At 72.9% G+C, this 21,039-nt stretch carries 21 protein-coding genes and 1 pseudogene; 13 read left to right on the top strand and 9 right to left on the bottom strand.

Going from position 1 to position 21,039, the window contains the following annotated elements:
* The first annotated feature begins 55 nt into the window (after positions 1-55).
* Positions 56-286 (top strand): antitoxin, encoded by a 231-nt coding sequence (locus ABZX30_RS31510; RefSeq protein WP_355939701.1) that lies wholly within the window; start codon positions 56-58, stop codon positions 284-286.
* On the top strand, positions 273-620 hold the full coding sequence (locus tag ABZX30_RS31505; RefSeq protein WP_355939698.1) for a type II toxin-antitoxin system PemK/MazF family toxin: 348 nt from the start codon (positions 273-275) through the stop codon (positions 618-620). The genes ABZX30_RS31510 and ABZX30_RS31505 overlap by 14 nt, the downstream gene beginning before the upstream one ends.
* Before the next feature lie 58 nt (positions 621-678).
* On the opposite strand, the gene ABZX30_RS31500 is transcribed toward ABZX30_RS31505, so the two are convergent.
* Complete coding sequence (locus tag ABZX30_RS31500) at positions 679-1,698, bottom strand: aspartate-semialdehyde dehydrogenase (RefSeq protein ID WP_355939695.1); 1,020 nt, start codon at positions 1,696-1,698, stop codon at positions 679-681.
* Positions 1,699-2,086: 388 nt separating this feature from the next.
* On the opposite strand from ABZX30_RS31500, the gene ABZX30_RS31495 reads away from it, so the two are divergent.
* Both ABZX30_RS31495 and ABZX30_RS31490 read left to right on the top strand, forming a co-directional pair.
* Positions 2,087-2,620: a sigma-70 family RNA polymerase sigma factor gene (locus ABZX30_RS31495; RefSeq protein WP_355939692.1), complete on the top strand. Its 534-nt coding sequence runs from the start codon at positions 2,087-2,089 to the stop codon at positions 2,618-2,620.
* A 1-nt stretch (position 2,621) separates the two neighbouring features.
* Entirely contained in the window at positions 2,622-3,446 is an 825-nt protein-coding gene (locus ABZX30_RS31490; RefSeq protein WP_355939689.1) for a hypothetical protein, read from the top strand.
* A 55-nt stretch (positions 3,447-3,501) separates the two neighbouring features.
* Here ABZX30_RS31490 and ABZX30_RS31485 read toward each other — a convergent pair whose 3' ends face one another.
* Complete coding sequence (locus ABZX30_RS31485; RefSeq protein WP_355939686.1) at positions 3,502-4,038, bottom strand: CGNR zinc finger domain-containing protein; 537 nt, start codon at positions 4,036-4,038, stop codon at positions 3,502-3,504.
* Between the two features lie 108 nt (positions 4,039-4,146).
* Here ABZX30_RS31485 and ABZX30_RS31480 point away from each other — a divergent pair, with 108 nt between their 5' ends.
* From ABZX30_RS31480 to ABZX30_RS31460, 5 genes are all read left to right on the top strand, one after another.
* Positions 4,147-4,611 carry a VOC family protein gene (locus ABZX30_RS31480; RefSeq protein WP_355939683.1) on the top strand — a complete coding sequence of 155 codons (465 nt, stop codon included), beginning with the start codon at positions 4,147-4,149 and terminating at the stop codon, positions 4,609-4,611.
* Positions 4,612-4,613: 2 nt separating this feature from the next.
* Positions 4,614-5,471 carry a pyridoxamine 5'-phosphate oxidase family protein gene (locus tag ABZX30_RS31475; RefSeq protein ID WP_355939680.1) on the top strand — a complete coding sequence of 286 codons (858 nt, stop codon included), beginning with the start codon at positions 4,614-4,616 and terminating at the stop codon, positions 5,469-5,471.
* A 41-nt stretch (positions 5,472-5,512) separates the two neighbouring features.
* Complete coding sequence (locus tag ABZX30_RS31470) at positions 5,513-5,983, top strand: NUDIX hydrolase (RefSeq protein ID WP_355939677.1); 471 nt, start codon at positions 5,513-5,515, stop codon at positions 5,981-5,983.
* Between the two features lie 248 nt (positions 5,984-6,231).
* Positions 6,232-7,989, top strand: a complete 1,758-nt coding sequence (locus ABZX30_RS31465; RefSeq protein ID WP_355939674.1) for a TIGR03767 family metallophosphoesterase — start codon at positions 6,232-6,234, stop codon at positions 7,987-7,989.
* A 94-nt stretch (positions 7,990-8,083) separates the two neighbouring features.
* The gene (locus tag ABZX30_RS31460) at positions 8,084-9,244 is read left to right on the top strand and encodes a serine hydrolase domain-containing protein (RefSeq protein WP_355939672.1); all 1,161 of its coding nucleotides are present in this window, start codon (positions 8,084-8,086) and stop codon (positions 9,242-9,244) included.
* Positions 9,245-9,453: 209 nt separating this feature from the next.
* Here the strand turns inward: ABZX30_RS31460 and ABZX30_RS31455 are convergent, their stop codons facing one another.
* A complete protein-coding gene (locus tag ABZX30_RS31455; RefSeq protein ID WP_355939730.1) occupies positions 9,454-9,993 on the bottom strand; it encodes a TetR/AcrR family transcriptional regulator in 540 nt (179 codons plus the stop codon).
* Between the two features lie 152 nt (positions 9,994-10,145).
* Here ABZX30_RS31455 and ABZX30_RS31450 point away from each other — a divergent pair, with 152 nt between their 5' ends.
* Together ABZX30_RS31450 and ABZX30_RS31445 are read left to right on the top strand one after the other, a co-directional pair.
* On the top strand, positions 10,146-10,973 hold the full coding sequence (locus ABZX30_RS31450; protein ID WP_355939669.1) for an NAD(P)H-binding protein: 828 nt from the start codon (positions 10,146-10,148) through the stop codon (positions 10,971-10,973).
* A gap of 160 nt (positions 10,974-11,133) precedes the next feature.
* Positions 11,134-12,324, top strand: coding sequence for a glycosyltransferase (locus tag ABZX30_RS31445; RefSeq protein ID WP_355939727.1), 1,191 nt, complete (start codon positions 11,134-11,136; stop codon positions 12,322-12,324).
* Between the two features lie 21 nt (positions 12,325-12,345).
* Here ABZX30_RS31445 and ABZX30_RS31440 read toward each other — a convergent pair whose 3' ends face one another.
* The gene (locus ABZX30_RS31440; RefSeq protein ID WP_355939666.1) at positions 12,346-13,392 is read right to left on the bottom strand and encodes a hypothetical protein; all 1,047 of its coding nucleotides are present in this window, start codon (positions 13,390-13,392) and stop codon (positions 12,346-12,348) included.
* A gap of 213 nt (positions 13,393-13,605) precedes the next feature.
* Entirely contained in the window at positions 13,606-16,203 is a 2,598-nt protein-coding gene (pepN, locus tag ABZX30_RS31435) for an aminopeptidase N (protein WP_355939663.1), read from the bottom strand.
* Between the two features lie 135 nt (positions 16,204-16,338).
* Between pepN and ABZX30_RS31430 the strand changes: the two genes are divergently transcribed.
* Positions 16,339-17,001, top strand: a complete 663-nt coding sequence (locus tag ABZX30_RS31430) for a DsbA family protein (RefSeq protein ID WP_355939660.1) — start codon at positions 16,339-16,341, stop codon at positions 16,999-17,001.
* Positions 17,002-17,189: 188 nt separating this feature from the next.
* Entirely contained in the window at positions 17,190-17,330 is a 141-nt protein-coding gene (locus ABZX30_RS31425) for a hypothetical protein (RefSeq protein ID WP_355939657.1), read from the top strand.
* A 152-nt stretch (positions 17,331-17,482) separates the two neighbouring features.
* Here the strand turns inward: ABZX30_RS31425 and ABZX30_RS31420 are convergent, their stop codons facing one another.
* The 4 genes and pseudogenes from ABZX30_RS31420 to ABZX30_RS31405 all read right to left on the bottom strand — a co-directional run.
* Positions 17,483-18,130: a superoxide dismutase gene (locus ABZX30_RS31420; protein WP_355939654.1), complete on the bottom strand. Its 648-nt coding sequence runs from the start codon at positions 18,128-18,130 to the stop codon at positions 17,483-17,485.
* Between the two features lie 125 nt (positions 18,131-18,255).
* Entirely contained in the window at positions 18,256-19,182 is a 927-nt protein-coding gene (locus tag ABZX30_RS31415; protein ID WP_355939651.1) for a TauD/TfdA family dioxygenase, read from the bottom strand.
* 12 nt (positions 19,183-19,194) lie between these two features.
* A complete protein-coding gene (locus ABZX30_RS31410) occupies positions 19,195-20,547 on the bottom strand; it encodes an LLM class flavin-dependent oxidoreductase (RefSeq protein ID WP_355939648.1) in 1,353 nt (450 codons plus the stop codon).
* A pseudogene (locus tag ABZX30_RS31405) lies at positions 20,544-20,945 on the bottom strand (ATP-binding cassette domain-containing protein); the annotation flags it as partial. The pseudogene ABZX30_RS31405 and the gene ABZX30_RS31410, both read right to left, overlap by 4 nt.
* Between the last annotated feature and the right edge of the window lie 94 nt (positions 20,946-21,039).

Raw genomic sequence — 21,039 nt, 5'->3', positions numbered from 1 at the left:
TGGCCCGCGTCTGCGTGGTGGCCAGTGAATGCCTACCACGGGTAGTATCGACGGTATGAAGATCAGTGTGAGTCTGCCGCAGGAAGACGTCACCTTCGTGGACGAGTACGCGATCAGAACGGAAGCCGAGTCGCGGTCGGCCGTGATACACGCCGCGATCGAGCTGCTGAGGGCGGCTCAGCTGGAGTCCGAGTACACGGAGGCCTTCGCCGAGTCGGACGCCGGCGAGGACGCCGGGTTCTGGGACGGGTTCAGCGCGGACGGGCTGTCCGATGAGGCGCGGTGACATCTACCTGGTGGACTACGAGCCGGTCCGCGAAGACGAGTCGACCAAGGCGCGTCCCTCGGTGATCGTGTCGAACGACGGAGCCAACCAGGCGGTCGAGCGCCACGGCCGAGGCGTGATCACCGTGGTGCCGCTGACCTCCAACACCACCCGCGTCCTGTCGTTCCAGGTGCTCCTCGCTGCGGCCGAGTGCCACCTGCCGAAGGACTCGAAGGCCCAGTGCGAGCAGGTGCGGGCCGTCGCCCGGGAGCGGATGCTCCGTCGGCTCGGCGCGGTGCCGCGGCAGCGTATGGCGGAGATCGACGCCGCGCTGCGGCTGCACCTGTCGCTCTGAGGGCACGGACGGCGAGGGGCGGCCACCGGCACCCGGTGGCCGCCCCTCGCCGTGCGCGTCACTTGCCGCCCAGCTCCGCCGCCACCAGCTCCGCGATCTGCACGGCGTTCAGGGCCGCGCCCTTGCGGAGGTTGTCGTTGGAGATGAACAGGGCCAGGCCGCTGTCCACCGTCTCGTCGGCGCGGATGCGGCCGACGTACGAGGGGTCCTTGCCGGCCGCCTGGAGCGGGGTCGGGATGTCGGTGAGGGCCACACCGGGGGCACCGGCCAGCAGCTCGGTCGCGCGCTCGACGCTGATCGGGCGGGTGAAGCGGGCGTTGACCTGGAGGGAGTGGCCGGAGAAGACCGGCACGCGCACACAGGTGCCGGAGACCTTCAGCGCGGGGATCTCCAGGATCTTGCGGGACTCGTTGCGGAGCTTCTGCTCCTCGTCGGTCTCGTTCAGGCCGTCGTCGACCAGGTTGCCGGCCAGGGGCACCACGTTGAAGGCGATGGGCCGCTCGTACACCTGCGGCTCGGGGAAGTCGACCGCCCCGCCGTCGTGGGTGAGCTTGTCCGCGTCGGCGACGACCTTCTGCGCCTGTCCGTGCAGCTCCGCCACGCCCGCGAGGCCCGAGCCGGACACCGCCTGGTAGGTGGCGACGACCAGCGCCTCGAGGCCCGCCTCCTCGTGCAGCGGCTTCAGCACCGGCATGGCGGCCATCGTCGTGCAGTTCGGGTTGGCGATGATGCCCTTGGGCCGGTTCACGGCCGCGTGCGGGTTCACCTCGGACACCACCAGCGGCACCTCGGGGTCCTTGCGCCACGCCGAGGAGTTGTCGATCACCACGGCGCCCTGCGAGGCGACCTTCTCGGCCAGCGCCTTGGAGGTGGCGCCGCCCGCGGAGAACAGCACGATGTCGAGCCCGGTGTAGTCGGCGGTCGCCGCGTCCTCCACCGTCACCCCGTCCAGCACCGTCCCGGCCGAACGAGCCGAGGCGAACAGCCGCAGTTCGGTGACGGGGAAGTCACGCTCCGTGAGGATCCTGCGCATGACCGTGCCGACCTGACCGGTGGCTCCGACGATTCCGACCCTCACTGCGACTCCTTCTCCGTGGCTGGCGGATGCCCCCTGCATGGCCGGGGCCTTTCCATCATGCGGCCGACCCCGGCCGGTGTGTCCAATCTTTTGGCGCGCGTGCCCGAGGGGTGGGACGCGATCATCCTGCGGCCGGTCGCGGTCCTGCCGTCCGTACCGCGCTGAGCTGGAGAAAATTCCCCGGCGCGCGCTCTCCGCCGCAAGCTGTGCTGCCCCGCCCCTGCCCGGCACCGGATCGCTCACACGGCGGTGTGACGTATGCCTCTGCCCGCACCGCGGAGGAGACGGGGAGAGAAGGCCGGAGAACCCGGAAACGGGGCCGCGGTACGCCGAACGTTTCCGCCCGCTCCGGCGTCATAGGGGAAACGCGGCGAGGGGAGGAGCGGCTGTGCTGCGCAGAAGGGCCCGCCGCGGCCAGGGGGCGGACCACGCAGGGGACGACCCGCTGGACGCGGCACAGGAGCGCCGGGTGCGGGCGGTGCTCGCGCTGGGCGGGGTACCGCAGGCGGACCTGCCGGACGGGGTGCAGCAGGTCCGCCTGCGCCTGCTGGAGCGGGCGGCGGGCGGGCAGGAGGCGCCGCGCGACGTGTCCGCGTGGGCGGCGGTCGTCGCCTCCAACCTCGCCATGGACTGGCACCGCGCCAAGCGCCGTCAGGAACGGCTCGGCGAGCGCCTGGCCGCGCTCCGGCAGGCGGACCACCCCTCCGGCGAGGACACCAGCCTGCTCTCCCTCGCCGTCGCCCGGGGCCTGGACGAACTGCCCGACGCCCAGCGCCAGGTCCTCGTCCTGCGCTTCTACGCCGACCTGCCGGTGCGCGGGATCGCCGAGGAACTCGGCATCCCCGAGGGCACTGTCAAGAGCAGGCTGCACACGGCGGTACGCGCCCTGCGCGCCCGCCTGCACGAGGACGAGGTGGTGTGACGTGACCGCCGAACACGACGGCTACGACGGGCGCGACGGGCACGACGGGCACGACCGGCACGATGTGCACGACCGGCACGAAGGTTACGACGGTCCCGACCGGCGCGACGGTCACGGCGACCTGGACGCGCTGCTGGCCGTGCTCGCCGACGAGCCGCTGCCCGGCGCGGCCCGCGCCGACGCCGCCTTCATGACCGAACACCGGGCGGCGGCGGCCGAGGTGGCCCTGGTGCGGGAACAGCTCAAGATCATCGGCGACGCCCTGGCCGGCCCCGCGCCCCGCCCCCGCCCGCAACCGGAACCCGTCCGGCCCGCGGAGCGCCGGTACCGCCGCCCCGGGGCGCGGGCCCTCTGCTTCGGCGCGCTCGTGACCGCCGCCGTCGCCTCCGCCGTGCTGGGCCTTGGCCGGCTCGTCGCGAACAACGGCGTCGGCTCGGACTCGGCGGCCGGCTCCGCGAGCGACAAGTCGGCGCAGTCCTACAGCAGCGCCTGGGGGCCCGCCCGGCTCGCCTGCCTCCGTCTCCTCGTCGAGGGCGACGTCACGAAGGTCCAGCCGGTCCGCGGCACCGCGGAGGACCGGGTCACCCTGCGCGTGACCCGCTCCTACATCCCCGCGCAGGGCGAGGACGAGGTGAGCCTCCGGGTGGAGCGGGCGGTCGTCCCCGACGCGCGGCCCGGGCAGCACGTTCTCGCCGGCATCGAGAAGGGCGCCACGAACCCCGACCTGTGGATCACCGGTGCGGCCGGGATCGCCCGGGAGCGCGCCGCCATCGTCAAGGCGCTGCCCGAGTCCGGCGACGTCTCCGGCGACGCCGCCTGCGGGTGACGCGGGGGCAGGCGTCCTGAGGACGTCCGCCCCCGCAGGCCGGCCTTCCTCCGGGTCAGCTCTCCTTCGACCGCGCGTAGTGGCGGGACGCCTTCGCGCGGTTGCCGCACGCGGCCATCGAGCACCAGCGGCGGGTGCCGTTGCGTGAGGTGTCGAAGAAGTGCAGGACGCACGTCTCGTGCGCGCAGCTCCGGATCCGGTCCGGCGCGGTGGCCAGCAGCTCCAGATAGTTCCGGGCGGCGAGCCAGGCGGGCCCCCAGGAGTCGTCCTCGAACTCGGCCCGCTCGACCGGCCCCTCGGCGGTGAGCCCGGCCCGGATCCGTCCATGGTGGAGCACGGCGTCGACGAGCGGGGCCCCTTGCTCCGGCGATCCGTCCACGACCGCCCTGAGGGCGTCGCGGGCCTGGAGGAGGTGCCGCAGTGTGCGCGCGTCGGGTTCGTGGTCCAGCCCGTTGCCCGCCAGCCACACGGCCAGCCCGGCGGTGCCGGTGAGCAGGTCCTGCGGGACGCCCTCCCGGTTCCACCGGGTGTTGAGCAGGTCGAGCGCGAGGGGCTCGCCGGTGAGGGGGCGGGGATCGGGGGCGGCGGGCATCGGCACTCCTTCGTCGCTAACCACTCAAGAGTACGTGACCGGTTGACGCCTGCCTTTCTAACCGTCTACTCTCTTTATGGAGGTTAGATCGAATCGAAGGGGACATCCATGACGCTGCGCACCGGCCACACCGGCCTGAACGTCACCGACCTCGACCGCTCGCTCGCCTTCTACCGGGACGTCCTCGGCTTCACGCTGCTAGCCGAGGGCAAGGAGGACGACCGCCGGTACGCCTTCCTCGGCGAAGGCGAAGACGAAGGCAAGGGCGACGGCGGCCCCGTCCTCACCCTCTGGCAGCAGGCCGAGGGGCCGTACGACCGTGCCCGGGCCGGCCTGCACCACCTCGCGTTCACCGCCGACTCCCTCGCCGGGGTCGAGCGGTACCAGCGGGCGCTGGCAGCCCACGGCGTCGACTTCGCCTACGAGGGCGTGGTCGCCCACCGCGAGGGCGCGGCGTCGGGCGGCATCTTCTTCCACGACCCGGACGGCACCCGCCTGGAGATCTCCGTGCCGCACGGCCTCGAAGCCGCCCCCGCCCCGCACACCTCCGCGCCGACCTGCGGCTTCTTCTAGCCATGACCGTCTACCACCAGGGCTCCCGGGCCCTGCAGGACCGCGTCGGCGTCCGGGCTCTCGCCGACCACGTGGGCCGCGCCGTCGGCACCGGCATCAAACCGGTCGCCGCCGCCTTCCTCGAGCACCAGCCGCTACTGATCGTGGGCACGGCGGACCCGGCGGCCGGTGAAGTCTGGGCGACGCCCCTGACGGGCACCCCCGGCTTCGTGCGGGCGACGGGCCCGCACCGGATGTCCGTGGCGGGAGGACCGGCCCCGGCCGACCCGCTCGCGACGGCCCTCACCACCCCCGGGACCCTCGTCGGCACCATCGCCCTGGACCCCCGCACCCGTCGCCGTATGCGCCTCAACGGCCGCCTCGACCCCACGGAGCGGGGGTTCGCGGTGGAGGCGGACCAGGTGTTCTCCAACTGTCCCAAGTACCTGCAGCGGAGACGGACCTACGAGACCGTGCCCGGCCGAGTCCCCGGAACGCCCCGCCGCAGCGCAGAACTGACGGACTCACAGGCGGACTTCATCCGCGCCGCCGACACCTTCTTCCTCGCCACGGTCCACCCCCACGGCGCCGACACCAGCCACCGCGGCGGCGACCCCGGCTTCGTCCGGGTCGTCTCACCGCGCGAACTGACCTGGCGGGACTACCCGGGCAACGCCATGTTCCTCAGCCTCGGCAACCTCCTCGCCGACCCCCGGGCCGGCCTGCTCCTGCTGGACTGGACGACGGGCACCACCCTCCAGCTGACCGGCGAGGCCCGCACCGAGTTCGGCGCGGACGGTGAACGCCGGGTCCGCTTCACCCTCACCCGGGCCGTGGAGACCGGGTCCGCGCTGCCCTTGCGGTGGTCACCGCCCGAATAATCACCGGCCAACCCGGACCCGGCGGGCCCTAAAGTCTGGCCATGCGCCGAAAACTGAGGGTGGCGGCCTACGCCGTGTGCGTCCGCGACGGACAGATCCTGCTCGCCCGGTCACCGGCCCCCGACGGCACCCCCGAATGGGTCCTGCCCGGCGGGGGCATGGAGCACGGCGAGGACCCGTACGACACCGTCCACCGCGAACTGATGGAGGAGACCGGCTACCGGATCGAGGTGGCCGGTCTCCTCGGCGTGGACTCCTCCCGCCACGTCCTGCGCCGCCGCCCCTTGTGGCCCCTGACCGACCATCATGGCGTACGGATCATCTACGAGGGCCGCGTCACCGGCGGTGAACTGCGCAGCGAGGTGAACGGCTCCACCGATCTGGCCGCGTGGCAGGACCTGGACGCGGTACCCGGCCTCACCCGGGTCCGCCTGGTCGACGTCGCCCTGCGCCTGTGGCGCGAACGCCCGGCGGCGGGCCGGGTGCCGGACCAGACGGCCGGGCCCGGGTAAGCGGGTCCGGAGCCCGTCCCCTACCCCGCCGGGTGAACGCGGAGTGACCGGTCCCCGGCCGCCCGCGGACCGCTCCATGACCACGTCAGGTGCGCCGTGATCCACGTACGGTGATCGGCGCCGCGCGTTGCCGTCTTGTTCACGCACAGGTCACCCCCGGTGCCAACGATCCAGAGCGAGCGGGATGTTCGCGACAGCGACCGCCCGCGACCACTGCCGACGCAGTTCGCACTCGGGGAGATCGCGCCATGTCGCGCATACGCTCTGTCGCCAGCTCCACGCTGGGGGTCAACCGCCGTACCGTCCTCGCCACCGCCGGGGCGGTGACGCTGTCCGCGGGCGCCGGATACGCCCTGCGCCCGACGGACAGCCAGGCCGCCACCACCACGACGACCGGACAGGCGCCGGTCGCCAACTCCCGGAGAGCGCCTGCCCCGCCCCTCGCCCCCTACACCAAGGGAACGACGGTCGCGAGCGTCGCCACTCCGCTGGGCGGTTCCGGCTACCGCCGCCTCGGCGACGGCGCCGGCTGGAAGCGCGTGGTGCGCGGCGACCTGGCCACGCCCAAGTCGGGGCGCGCGGACCGCCGTACGGCCCTCGCGGCGTTCGTGCAGTTCACCGACCTGCACGTGATGGACGTCCAGCACCCGCTGCGCCTGGAGTTCCTGCGCTCCACCGACCCGCACGCCTGGCGTCCGCACGAGGCGCTGACCGTGCAGGGCGCCGTCTCGCTCGTCGAGCGGGTCAACGCGCTGCGCGGCGCCCCCGTCACCGGCTCCCCGCTCCACTTCGTCATGACCACCGGCGACAACACCGACAACAACGCCCACTCCGAACTGGAGTGGTTCATGAAGGTCATGTCCGGCGGCCGGATCACCCCCAACTCCGGTGACCCCAAGCACTACGAGGGCGCCCAGAACAGCGGTCTGAAGCTGTACTGGCAGCCCGGCTCCACCCTCCGCGACAACGACAAGACCCTCGGCTTCCCGTACCTCAAGGGCTATCTGGCCGCCGCCGTCCGCGAGGTCCGCAGCCCCGGTCTCAACCTGCCCTGGTACTCCACCGTCGGCAACCACGACTCCCTGCCGCTGGGCTGCTACGGCTCGCACGGCGACTCCTACCTCGCCGAGGCCGCCATCGGCGGCAAGAAGCTGCTGAGCGTGTCCGCCGCCGAGGCGAAGAAGCTCCAGGACGCCATCAAGAAGGCCAAGGACCCCAAGGGTGTGCGGTACCGGGATTTCCTCAAGGCGCACGCCCGGTCCATGCGCTCGGTCACCCCGGACGAGAAGCGCGCCCCCTACACCCCGGCCGACTACCTCAAGGCCCACCTGGACCCCGCCCACCAGGGTCTCGGCCCGGTCGGCCACGGCTACTCCTCGGCCAACCTGGACGCGGGCACCCAGTACTACGCCTTCCGCATCTCCGACGACGTGATCGGCATCAGCCTCGACACCACCGACGCGGGCGGTCACTACGAGGGCTCCATCGGCACCGCCCAGCTGAACTGGCTGGACAGGACGCTCACCGACAACAAGGACTCCTACGCCGTCGTCTTCAGCCACCACACCAGCAAGACGATGACGAACACCCGCCCCGACCCGGCCCGTCCGTCCGAGCGCCGCCACGCCGGCGGCGAGGTCGTGTCCGTCCTGGCCCGCCACGCGAACGTGCTGGCCTGGGTGAACGGCCACATCCACAAGAACGTCGTCACCCCGCACAAGGCCTCCGGGAACCGCTCCTTCTGGGAGATCTCCACCGCCTCCCACGTCGACTACCCCCAGCTCGCCCGCGTCATCGAACTGGTGGACAACAAGGACGGCACCCTCTCTCTGTTCACCACCCTCGTCGAGTCCGCCGCCCCCCACCGCACGGACTACACCGACCTCTCCCAGACCGGCCTCGCCGCCCTCTATCGTGAGCTGTCCTACAACGCCCCCGGCGCCAACCGGAAACTGGCGGGCGACCCGGCCGACCGGAACACCGAGCTGGTGCTGAAGAAGGGCTGAAACTCACCCAACCGGCCGACTCCGGGTCAACCCCGGCATCCGGCGCGGTGTCCCTCCCGGCGACCGAGTACGACCGCACCGTGAGGGGGAGGACATGCGCGTACGGAAGGCACTCGTCGCGGCGGCCGGCGCCCTGGCCCTGTCGGCGGCCCTGGCGGGACCGGCCCTGGCAGCCGCTCCCGCCGCGGGAACCACCGGCCACCCACCCGGCCACCCGGCCACCCGCGCGGCCGTCGGGGCGGCGGTCGAGGCCGGCGTCCCCGGAGCGACCGTCACGGCGCGGGACGCGCACGGCACCTGGTCCGCCACGGCCGGGACCGGCGATCTCCGCACCGGCGCCCCGCGTTCGGCGGACGACCGCTACCGCGTCGGCAGCATCACCAAGACCTTCGTCGCCACCGTCCTGCTCCAGCTGGAGGCGGAGGGCCGCCTGTCCCTGGACGACACGGTGGACAAGTGGCTGCCGGGCGTGGTGCGCGGGCACGGCCACGACGGCCGCCACATCACGGTGCGGCAGCTCCTCGACCACACCAGCGGCATCTTCAACTACACCGCGGACGAGGACTTCGGCCGCACCTACTTCCTGAAGGACGGCTTCTTCCGGCACCGCTACGACACCCTCACCCCGCGGCAGCTGGTGGCCGTCGCCATGCGCCACGAGCCGGACTTCGCGCCCGGCACCTCCTGGAACTACTCCAACACCAACTACGTCCTCGCCGGCATGGTGATCAAGAGCGTGACGGGCCACTCCTACGCCCAGGAGATCACCCACCGCATCATCGGCCCGCTGCGGCTGACGGGTACATCGGTACCCGGAACGCGGGTCACGCTGCCGGACCCGAGCAGCCGCGCCTACAGCAAGCTGGCCCGGACGACGACCGGCCCCACCTACGACGTGACCCGCCTCACCCCCTCCATGGCCTCCTCCGCGGGCGAGATGATCTCCGACTCTGCCGACCTCACCCGCTTCTACCGCGCCCTGCTGCGCGGGGGCCTCCTCCCGGCGAAGCAGCTGAAGGAGATGAAGACGACCGTGAAGATCGACGGCGCTCCCGGCTTCCGCTACGGCCTCGGCCTGATGGACGCCACCCTCTCCTGCGGCGTCCACGTCTGGGGCCACGACGGCGGCATCCACGGCTCCTCGTCCTGGGCGTCCACGACGGCGGACGGCCGCCACGCCCTGGCGTTCAACTTCAACGGGGACTGGACGGGCGACGCCGCCGCGGTGGTCGACGCGGAGTACTGCGGCGGGTGAGCCGCCAGCTGGTGCTGTGGCCGGAAAGGTTCACCGGCTCGCGACGCCCGGCACGGCTCCCCCACGCTCGGCTTCGCTCGCGCGGGAGGGGCCCCCACCGCCGCGTTGTCGCATCACCCGAGTACGTCCAGTACGCGGGCGATGCTCCGGCTTGCGAGGCACCGCACCGGACGCCGCGAGCTTCCCGGCACACCTTTCCGGCCACAGCACTAGACCCCGCCGGGGAGGGAGCCCAGCCAGGCGATCAGCCGGGCTCCCTCCTTCGTCATGACGTCCGGGTCGCGCAGGGCGTTGGCCAGCAGTGACATGCCCTGGTAGGCGCCGACCAGGGTCAGCGCGAGCCCGTCCGGGTCGGGCAGGCCCAGCTCGCGGAACTGCGCCGCCACCCAGTCGAGGAGCCGTCTCATGACCTTCCCGGCCTCGGCGTCCAGCCCGCCCTCCGCCCGCTTGTCCAGTTCCGCGGCCAGCGTCCCGGTCGGGCAGCCGAAGCGGGCCGCGAGCTCGCGCTGCTCCACCCAGCCGCGTACCAGCGCCTCGAGGCGCTCGCGGGGGCCGGGGATCCGTTCCAGTTCCGCCACGAGCGTGTCGAGCCTGCGGGAGTGCTCGGCGAGTGCGGCCGCGACCAGGTCGTCCTTGGTCTTGAAGTAGTAGTAGACGTTCCCGGCCGGCACGTCGGCGGCCCGCGCGATGTCGGCGATCGTGGTCCGCTCGACGCCCTGCCGGTGCACGACCTCGGCCGCGGCGGCCATCAGCCGCCGCCGCTTGGCTCCGGCGGCCCTCACCCTCGGGTTCGCTGTCGGATTCTGTGAGTCAGTCACCCGACTCACTGTAGGGCGCGATCCGTGCTACGGTCCTCGCAGCGAAGTAAGTCAGTCAGCTAACTAACTTGCTGGGGGATCGGATGATCGTCGTGACGGGCGCAACGGGCAACGTCGGCCGGACACTGGTGCGGCTGCTGGCCGAGGCGGGGGAGCGGGTGACCGGGGTGGCCCGCCGGATCACCGAGGCGGACGTCCCGCCGGGCGTGCGGACGGTGGCGGCCGACCTGGGGCAGGCCGAGAGCCTGCGTCCCGCCCTGGAAGGCGCCGAGGCCGTGTTCCTGCTGGTGGCGGGGGAGGACCCGCAGGGCATCGTGGGCGCGGCCAAGGCGGCGGGCGTGCGCAGACTGGTGCTCCTGTCCAGCCAGGGGGCCGGCACCCGCCCGCAGGCCTACGGGCACGCGGCCGCTTTCGAGGCGGCCGTGCGGGAGTCCGGCCTGGAGTGGACGGTCCTGCGCTCCGGGGGCCTGGCGTCGAACGCGTTCGCCTGGGCCGGGCCGGTGCGCCTGCACCGCGTCGCCCCGGCGCCCTTCGGCGACGTGGGCCTGCCCTTCGTCGACCCCGACGACGTGGCGGAGGTGGGCGCGGCGGTCCTCCGCGCGCCGGGCCCCGGCCACGCCGGAGCGACCTACACCCTCACCGGCCCCGCGCCCACCACCCCCCGCGAGCGGGCGGCCGCCCTGGCGGCGGTGCTCGGCGAGCCGATCCGGTTCGTGGAGCAGACGCGCGAGGAGGCCGAGGCGGGGATGGCCGCGTTCATGCCGCCGCCGGTGGTGGCGGGCACGCTGGCCCTGCTCGGCGCTCCCCTGCCGGAGGAACAGCAGGTCAGCCCGGATGTGGAGCGGGTCCTCGGGCGGGCCCCGCGTGCCTTCGCGCAGTGGGCGGCACGGAACGCGCGGGCGTTCCGGTGAGCCGTGAGGGGGTGTAACCGAGCCGACTCCGGCACGAGACGCCCAGTTCATCCGTACGAAACATCCGTACCGCCTCATATCGGCTGACCCGCTGTTCACGGGTGTGGCTCGATTTTTGTGCAAGGCGGGTGATCGCATGCGTACGGGAGACGGACTGCGGGTGCTCTCGGTCTACGAGGGCTTCTTCTCCGGAGGGGCCCGGATCGTGCACAGCGATGTCGTACTGGGTCTGGCGGAAGGTGGCCAGGACCACCGGGTGCTCAGCATCCACGGCGAGGTGCACCGGGAGGAGACCCGGCAGCGGATGCGGGACGACGCCTGCTACCGGTCGCTGACGGCGGCCGGGGTGGGCGTCGGCACCCTGGGGCGCGCCCCCGCCGGTTCGGACGGTCGTCCGGCTGTTTTCAGCGGGCCCGAACTGGCCGATACCGCGCGGGCCATGGCGGCGGCCGATGTGATCCTCTCCCTCAAGGAGCAGCCGCTGGGACTGCTGAACCTGGCCGGGTTGCCCCGCCGTCCGGTCGTGGTCTGCCTGCACCGCTCCGACCCGGAGAACCAGGGGGCGGCCCTGGACGAGCTGAGGGCCGCCATCGCCGACGGCACGGTGGTGGCGTGCGTGTGCTGCGCGGAGTCGACGCGGGTCGCGTACCGGGACGCCGGGATCCCCGCCGGACTGCTGCACGTCATCCCCAACGGGGTGGACCTGTTCCGGTTCCGTCCGGACCCGGCCCGGCGGGCGGCCCTGCGTGCCGCGCTCGGCGTACCCGGCACGGCGCCGGTCGTCGTCTTCGCCGCCCGGTACGCCGCCATGAAGGACGTCCCGCTCTTCCTGCGCGCGGCGCGGGCCTGGCTGGCGCGCGAGGGCGGGGGCCACGTGCTGATGTGCGGGGCGGGGATGACGTCCGGGAACCCGGCCCTGGCGGCCGACGTCGAGGCCGCCTTCGGACGGCGCGGGGCGTCGCTCACCGACCGGGTGCACCTGCTGGGGGTACGGGGTGACATGGAGGCGGTGTACGCGTCCGCCGACGTGGTCGCCCTCACCTCCTCCTCCGGGGAGGCGGCGCCGCTCTGTCTCATCGAGGGCATGATGTGCGGGGCCGTTCCCGTGACGACCGGCATCGGCGACAGCGCGGCGCTGGTCTCCGGCCACGGCTTCGTCACCCCGCCGGACCCCGACGCCATCGCCCGGGCCTGGTCGGGCGCGGCCGCCGACCGGACCGCCTTCGCCCCGGCCCTGCTGCGCAGCCGTGAGCGCTTCAGCCGCACAAGGATGATCGCGGCGTACGCCGCCCTGCTCGAGCGGGTCCACGCCGCCCACACCGGCGCGCCGGCCGCCGCCGTGGAGAGGTAGGGGCAGGACGCGCTCCACGTGCTACCGGGGCAGTACGACGACATGCGCGGCCGGGTCGCGGTCCGCCGCCGCCATCAAGGCCGTGCGGATGACCGTCGCCTGCTGTTCCATCGACTCCCGCAGCTTCCTCGGGGTGACGTGGACGACCGTGATGCCCAGCCGCTCCAGGTGCTCCCGTTTGCGGGCGTACTCGGACCACAGCGCGTCCTCGTCCTGCCGGGGGGCCCGCGTGTCGAGTTCCACCGCGACTGCCTGGTCGGGCCAGTAGGCGTCCACGCCGCCGAGGTGGGGGCCGCCGGGCAGGCGGAGGTCGACGTTCCAGACCGGGTCGGGGAGGCCGCACTCGCGCACCATCCGGTACAGGCGCATCTCCGCGATCGCCCGGCCCTCCGCCAGCAGCGAGTCCACGGCCCCCACCACGTGCGGCCGGGTCAGGAGCTTGGCCTCGGTCAGCTCCCGTACCACGGCGGCCGGTTCGCAGTGGCCCGCGCGGACCGCCTCGGTCAGCAGCCGGCGGACCGTCGCCGCGTCCGTCAGCCCGGCCACCGCGTCCGCCAGCGCGCGCGGCACCGGTGCCACCGGCAGGCCCGTCACCTGGCGCGGGGCGGGCAGGGCGGGCGTGCGGACGACGCGGACGTAGCCCGTGGAACGCAGCCGGCGCGGCCGCGGGACCAGCACCTCGATGTGCTCCAGGGACGGCAGCGCGGGCGCCGACGTGAAGCCGTGCAGGGTCAGGGCCGCCAGGCCGGTGATCATCGCGTCCGCGTACACCGGGCGGTGCGGGGTCTGCGCGCTGGGCTGCTCGGGCACCCCGGGTGCCCCGGTCGCGGTGTCCTTCGTCGCGTACATCAGGGCCCCGTGCAGCCGCTCCTCGCTGGTCGGCGGGCCGGGACGGAGCAGGGTGACGCCGGGCAGGAGCTGCTGCCAGGGGCCGCCGGGGCGGCACTGGTCGTTCAGCTCGGCGGGGGTGACGCCGTGGGAGCGGAGCTGGGCCGCGGTCATCACGCGGCGGTGCACCGCGGAGAGGTGGCGCAGGGGGCGGGGGGAGAGCGGGGTGTTGTGCGTCATGCCGAGCCGATTCCCGGGTCCGGCCCGTCCGCTAACCGCTGTTACACGCCTGTCGATAAATGTGGACAAGCAGGGACTAAAGGACGGTTGTTCGGATGCCGAGTAGGTGGTGAAAACCCCTGGTCCGTTCGGGTGCGGACCAGGGGTTACGGGTCTTGTTGCCTGAATTTCGTAACGGTCACCGACCGGCCGATCTCAGGCCAAAGGTCCAGCTCAGGCCACGGCTTCCCGCGCGTCGCACGCCTGCGCCCGCAGCGCCCGCGCCAGATCGTCCCGCGCCTCCAGCACCAGCCGGCGCAGGGCGGGCGCCGCGTCCGGGTGCGCCGCCAGCCAGGCGTCGGCCGCCGCCAGCGTCTGCGGCGAGTCCTGGAGGGAGGGGAACAGGCCCCGGACCACGTCCATGCCGATCTGGATGGACCGCTCGGCCCACACCCGCTCGATCGCCGCGAAGTACTTCGGCGTGTACGGCGCCGTCAGCTCCCGCTGCGAGGACCGGGCGAAGCCCGCGATGGTGGCTTCCACCAGGGCGTTGGAGAGCGCGTCGGACTCCACGACCTGGGCCCACGCCTGCGCCTTCACCGCCGCCGACGGGCGGGTGGCCAGGCAGCGCACCTGGTGGCGCTTGCCGGACGCCGTGTCGTCGCGGGCCAGTTCGGCCGCCAGTACGCCCTCGTCCGCGACCCCGTGGGCCGCCAGCGGCTCCAGGAACGCCCAGCGCAGCTCCTGGTCCACGTCGAGGCCCTCGACCGTCTCCGTGCCGTCCAGCAGGCCCTTCAGCAGGGCGAGGTCCGTCTCCCCGGAGGCGACCGAGGCGAAGAAGCGCGCCCAGGCGAGCTGGTGCTCGCCGCCGGGCTCCGCCGCCTCGAGCTCCCGCAGCGCACCCTCGGCGAGCAGCTCCTCACCGGTCGCCCGCCACTGCGGGGCCGCGTAGCGCACCAGCGCCGAGTCCGCCCACGCGTGCAGCATCTGGAGCACGCCGATGTCGGACTCCCGGCCCGCGAACCGCAGCACCAGGTCCACGAACTCCCGGGCCGGCAGCAGACCGTCCCGGGTGAGGTTCCACAGCGCCGACCAGCACAGGGCGCGGGCCAGCGGGTCGGTCAGCGCCCCCAGGTGCTCGCGCAGGGTCGCCAGCGAGGTCTCGTCGAAGCGGATCTTGCAGTAGGTCAGGTCGTCGTCGTTGACCAGCACCAGCTCCGGGGCCTCGGCACCCGCCAGCTCCGCCACGACCGTGCGCGGGCCCTCGACGTCCGTCTCCACGCGCGCGTACCGCTCCAGGGCGCCCTCGGGCGTCCGGCGGTACAGGCCCACCGCGACGCGGTGCGGGCGCTCCTCGGGGTGCGACTCCGGGGCCTCCTGCACCACCGCCAGCTCGGCCACCCGGCCGCCGGCGTCCAGCAGCACCTGCGGGGTCAGCGCGTTCAGCCCGGCCGTCTGCAGCCAGGAGCGCGCCCAGCCGGTCAGGTCCCGGCCGCTGGTCTCCTCCAGGACCGACAGCAGGTCGCCGAGGCGCGTGTTGCCGTAGGCGTGGCGCTTGAAGTAGCGGCGGGCGCCCTCCAGGAAGGCGTCCTGGCCGACGTACGCCACCAACTGCTTCAGGACGGAGGCGCCCTTGGCGTAGGTGATGCCGTCGAAGTTGAGCTTGGCGTCCTGGAGGTCGCGGATGTCGGCGGTGATCGGGTGGGTGGAGGGCAGCTGGTCGGCCCGGTAGGCCCAGGCCTTGCGGCGGTTGGCGAAGGTGATCCACGCGTCGGTGAACCGGGTCGCGCCGACGTTCGCGAACGTGCCCATGAAGTCCGCGAAGGACTCCTTGAGCCACAGGTCGTCCCACCACTGCATGGTGACCAGGTCGCCGAACCACATGTGGGCCATCTCGTGCAGGATCACGTTGGCCCGGGCCTCGTAGGACGCCCGGGTCACCTTCCCGCGGAAGACGTACTCCTCGCGGAAGGTCACCAGCCCCGGGTTCTCCATCGCGCCGAGGTTGTACTCCGGCACGAACGCCTGGTCGTACTTCCCGAACGGGTACGGGTGGTCGAAGTGGTCGTGGAAGAAGTCCAGGCCCTGCTTGGTGATCAGGAAGACGTCGTCGGCCTCGAAGTACGGCGCGAGGCCCTTGCGGCACATGGCGCCGAGCGGGATCTCCAGCCGGGTGCCGTCCGCGAAGGCGCGCGTGTACAGGTCCGTCACGTAGTGGTACGGGCCCGCGACGACACACGTGATGTAGGTCGAGATCGGCTTCGTCTCCGCGAACCGCCAGACACCGTCGACGAGCTCGCCGGCGCCGTTGCCCCACACCGTCCAGCCCTCCGGCGCGCGCACCTCGAAGCGGAAGGGGGCCTTGAGGTCGGGCTGCTCGAAGTTCGCGAAGACACGGCGGGCGTCGGCCGGCTCGTACTGGGTGTAGAGGTACACCTCGCCGTCCTCGGGGTCGACGAAGCGGTGCAGGCCCTCGCCGGTGCGGGAGTAGGCGCACCGGGCGTCGACGGTCAGCTCGTTCTCGGCGGCCAGGTCCTCCAGGGCGATCCGTGAGCCGTCGAAGACCTCGCCCGGGTCCAGGTCCTTCCCGTTGAGCGTCACGGCGGTCACGCCCGGCGCGATCAGGTCGGCGAAGCTCGAGGCGCCCGGCTCGTCGCAGCGGAACCGGATGGTGGTGACCGAGCGGAAGGTGCGCGGGTCGCCGTCGCCGTCGCCGTCGCCGTCGCCGTCGCCCACCGCGGACCGCAGGTCCAGGGACACCTCGTACCCGTCGACGGACAGCAGGGCGGCCCGCTCCCGGGCCTCGTCGCGGGACAGATTCTCACCGGGCACGGGCGGCAACTCCCTCATCGTCGGGTACGGCTGATCAGCATCGATCCTGCCATGTGCTCCTGACGCCGGACAGCGGGAATGGGACGGGCGGTCCTGGTGTTGCCCGGGGAAACGGCCCGTTTTCCGAGGAGACCCATGTCCGAGACCACGACCGCCTCCGGCAGGACCCCCGTCGACTTCTGGTTCGACCCGCTGTGTCCCTGGGCCTGGATGACCTCCCGGTGGGTGCTGGAAGTGGAGAAGGTCCGCGACATCGAGGTCCGCTGGCACATCATGAGCCTCGCCGTGCTGAACGAGGACAAGCTGGACGAACTGCCCGACGAGTACCGCGAGATGCTCGCCACCAAGGCGTGGCAGCCGGTCCGGGTGGTGACCGCGGCCTGGCAGAAGCACGGCGCGGACGTCCTCGGCCCCCTCTACACCGCGCTCGGCACCCGTATCCACAACAACGGCGAGGGCCCGACCCTGGAGGCCGTCGCGGGAGCCCTCGAGGACGCCGGCCTGCCCGCCGACCTCATCGACTACGCCGAGCAGGAGGACTTCGAGTTCGACGCCGAGCTGCGCGCCTCCCACAAGGAGGGCATCGAGAAGGTCGGCCAGGACGTCGGCACCCCGGTCATCGCGGTGCCCGGCCCCGACGGCCGGCAGATCGCCTTCTTCGGCCCGGTCGTCACCCCCGCCCCCCAGGGCGAGGAGGCCGCCCGCCTGTGGGACGGCACTCTCGCGGTCGCCTCGGTCCCCGGCTTCTACGAGATCAAGCGGACCCGCACCCAGGGGCCGGACTTCAGCAACCTCTGATCCCGGGCAGCCGGGGCCTGTCGCGAAAGTCCGTCCCCCAGCCTTCGGCCCGAGGGCCCCGGCGCACGTACCGACGTGTACCTCAGCCGCTGCCGCGGCGGGCGCGGGGCCCGTCCTCCGGGCGGGCGACGGGACTTTCACGGCGGGCCCCGGCCCTCACCCCTCCTCGGGAGGCCCTGCTCCGGCTGGTGCTGTGCCGGCTGCTGTCCATTCCGCCGGCCGAGTACCGCCGGGTGTTCCCGCGCCTGGAGAACACGGCGGTGAGCGAGGTCCGCATCGACGGGGACACCACGTCACTGCTGTCGCTCGACCTGCCCTGCGCACCGTAGGCCCGGCCCGGGACCGCCCGCACGGCCCGCACGACAGGGCCGGCCCCCGTGAGTCACGTCCTCACGGGGGCCGGCTCCTTTCCGCCCGCCGCTGTGAACGGTGAGAAGACGATCACGAGGCGGGACGATCGGCGGACGCCGTCGGGCTGCCGTCAGGGCGCCAGGAGCAGTACGTCCGCACGGGACGTGGCGGCCGCGTACCGGCGGGCCACGTCCTGCCAGTTCACGACCCGCCACATGGCCTCGACGAAGTCGACCTTCTGGTTCCGGTACTGGAGGTAGAAGGCGTGCTCCCAGGCGTCGAAGACCAGGATCGGGACCGAGCCCTGGCCGACGTTGCCCTGGTGGTCGTAGACCTGCTCGACGACCAGCCGGCCGCTGAGCGGTTCGTACGCCAGCACGCCCCAGCCCGAGCCCTGGGTGGTGGCCGCGGCCTTGGAGAGCTGGGCCCGGAAGCCGGCGAACGAGCCGAAGGACTCGGTGATCGCGTCCGCCAGCTCGCCCACGCCGTCCGCCGCCAGCGGCTCGCCGCCGCCGTCCCCCGGGCCGGTCATGTTCTGCCAGTAGATGCTGTGCAAGATGTGCCCGGAGAGGTGGAAGGCCAGGTTCTTCTCCAGGCCGTTGACGGAGCCCCACGACTCCTTCTCCCGTGCCTCGGCCAGCCGCTCCAGCGTGTCGTTGGCGCCCTTGACGTACGCCGCGTGGTGCTTGTCGTGGTGCAGCTCGATGATCTCGGGGCTGATCACGGGGGCGAGCGCGGAGTAGTCGTAGGGCAGGTCGGGCAGCGTGTAGACGGGCATGGGTGTATCCCCTCGAAGCAGCTTATTGCAAAGAGCTTGCAACTGCACGCTAGCAACAAAAAGCCCCCGCGCGGGCACCGCGGGGGCCTTTCGTGACGGGGCGGGGAAGCCTGGGCGGACCGCCGTTACGCGTACGCGGCGGCCGGCGCGGGTGCGGACGGTGCGAGTACGGGCGTGTAGTGCGAGGCGTCGCCCTCGACCGAGTAGCTCTCCTTGCCCTCGACGCCGACCGGTACGTCACCGGCGACGGTCACCCGGTGCAGCCGGCGCGGCCGCCCGTCGTAGTTGTCGATGGCGTAGTGCTGGGTGATGCGGTTGTCGAAGAGGACCAGCTGGTTCGGCGACCAGCGCCAGCGCAGCACGTTCTCCGGGCGGGTGACGTACGCCTGGAGCAGGTCCAGGATCTTGCGGGACTCGCCGGCCGACAGGCCGGTGATCCGCTGCGCGAACCCGCCGATGAACAGTCCGCGCTCGCCGGTCAGGGGATGCACGCGTACCACGGGGTGGACGGTGCGGTACGTGATCGAGGTGAACCGGGCGCGCTGGGCGGCCCTCTCCTCGTCGATGTCCTCGTCCGGCACGGCGTAGTCGTAGTCGTTGGTGTGCTCGGCCCACAGGGTGTCGGCCAGGCGGCGCAGCGGTTCGGGCAGGTCGCGGTAGGCGGCGGCCGAGCTGGCGATCAGCGTCTCGCCGCCGTACGGCGGGACCGTGATGCTGCGCAGGGTGCTGGCCTGCGGCGGGTTGAGGACGAAGGTGACGTCGGTGTGCCAGTGGTTGGCCCGGCCGCGCTCGCTGTCCACGGGCAGCACGTTCGGGGCGCCCTCGACGGCGCCGACCGTCGGGTGGGCGGTGGTCAGGTCGCCGAAGTGACGGGCGAAGGCCTGCTGGCCCGCGTCGTCGAGGTGGACGTCGTCGAAGACCAGCGCCTTGTGGACGTTCAGGGCCTCGCGGAGCGCGGCGACCTCCTCCGGGGCGAGCGGCCGGGAGATGTCGACGCCGGAGACCTGCGCGCCGATGCGCGCGGTGACCTTGGTGATCTGGATGCCGGTCATGGGGGTGTCCTTTCAGACGAGGGCGGGCGCGGGAGTGCCGGGGGTGACGTACTGGTTGGCGGGGCGGGGCAGGCCGTAGCGCTCCCGCAGGGTCTGGCGGGGGCCGTACTCGGTGCGGAGCAGGCCTCTGGCGCGCAGGACCGGGACGACGTGCTCGACGAACGCCTCCAGGCCGGAGGGCAGCACGGCGGGCATGATGGTGAAGCCGTCGGCGGCTCCCTGGGTGAACCAGCTCTCGATCCGGTCGGCGACCTGCTCGGGCGTGCCGGCGAAGGTGTGGTGCCCGCGCCCGCCGCCGAGCCGTCCGATCAGCTGCCGTACGGTCAGCCGCTCGCGCCGGGCCAGTTCCACGACGAGGGTGTAGCGGCTCTTCGCGCCCTCGACGGCGGACTCGTCGGGCAGGTCGGCGGGCAGCCGGCCGTCCAGGTCCAGGGTGCCCGGCGCCAGTTGCAGCAGGCTCTCCAGGCGGGCCACGCCATGGTCGTACACGATGTGGTCCTCGAGGATCCGCTCGTTGGCCCGCGCCTCGGCCTCCGTCGAGCCGAGTACGGGGACGATCCCGGGCAGCACCTTGATGTGCCCGGGGTCCCGGCCCGCCCGCGCGGTGCGGGACTTCAGGTCGGTGTAGAAGGCCCGGGCGTCCTCGACGGTCTGCTGGGCGGTGAACACGGCCTCCGCGTACCGGGCGGCGAAGGCCTTGCCGTCCTCGGAGGAGCCCGCCTGCACGAGGAGCGGGTAACCCTGCGGGGAGCGCGGGACGTTGAGGGCGCCCTCGACGCCGAAGTACCTGCCCCGGTGCCGGGGCGGGTGGATCCTGGCGTCGTCGCCCCAGACACCGGCCGCCTTGTCGGCGACGACCGCGTCGTCCTCCCAGCTGTCCCAGAGCTTGGCGGCCACGTCGAGGAACTCGGCGGCACGGGCGTACCGCTCGGCGTGCGCGGGCTCGGCGTCGAGACCGAAGTTGCGGGCGGCCTCGGCACCGGCGGTGGTGACGACGTTCCAGCCCGCCCGGCCACCGCTGATGATGTCCAGCGAGGCGAACCTGCGGGCCAGGTTGTAGGGGGAGTTGTAGGAGGTGGAGGCGGTGGCGATCAGGCCGATGTGCTCGGTGGCCGTCGCCAGCGCGGTGAGCAGGGTGAGCGGTTCCAGGGCGCCGGCCGGGCGCTGTGCCACGCTGCCCCACAGCTGGGGGCTGTCGGCGAGGAACAGCGAGTCGAAGGTGCCGCGCTCGGCGATGCGGGCCAGCTCGACGTAGTGGCCGAGTTCCACGTGGGCGTGCGGTTCGCTCTGCGGGAGCCGCCAGGACGCCTCGTGGTGGCCGGTGTTCATCAGGAACGCGTTGAGGTGGAGCCTTCTCTGTGTCACTGGTGGTCCTCCGTCACGCCCAGCGCGGCGAGCAGTCGCTCGCGGTACTCGCCGAGCACCGGCTCCCGGTAGGAGCGGGGATGCGGGTGGTCGATGGTCAGATCGAGGCCGATGCGGCCGGAGTCGAGCACGAGGACCCGGTCGGCGAGCACGATGGCCTCGTCCACGTCGTGGGTGACGAGCAGCACGGAGGGCCGGTGGCGCTTCCACAGCTCGCGCAGCAGGTGGTGCATCCTGATCCGGGTGAGCGCGTCCAGCGCCCCGAACGGCTCGTCCGCCAGGAGCAGTTCGGGTTTGCGAACCAGGGAGCGGGCGAGGGCCGCGCGCTGGGCCTCGCCGCCGGACAGCTCGCCGGGCCAGGCCCGCTCGCGGCCGCCCAGCCCCACCTCGGCGAGGGCGGCCCGGCGGGGGGGGGGGGGGGGCCGGGCCGCCGGGGGGCCCGGGTGGATGGTTTGGGGGGGCCGGGGGGGGGGCCCGCGCCGGCCCCGCGGC

This window comes from Streptomyces sp. NPDC004542, assembly GCF_040610035.1.
GTDB lineage: Bacteria > Actinomycetota > Actinomycetes > Streptomycetales > Streptomycetaceae > Streptomyces.
Note: the sequence above shows the minus strand (reverse complement) of the source record. Positions and strands in the feature narration are given on the sequence as shown.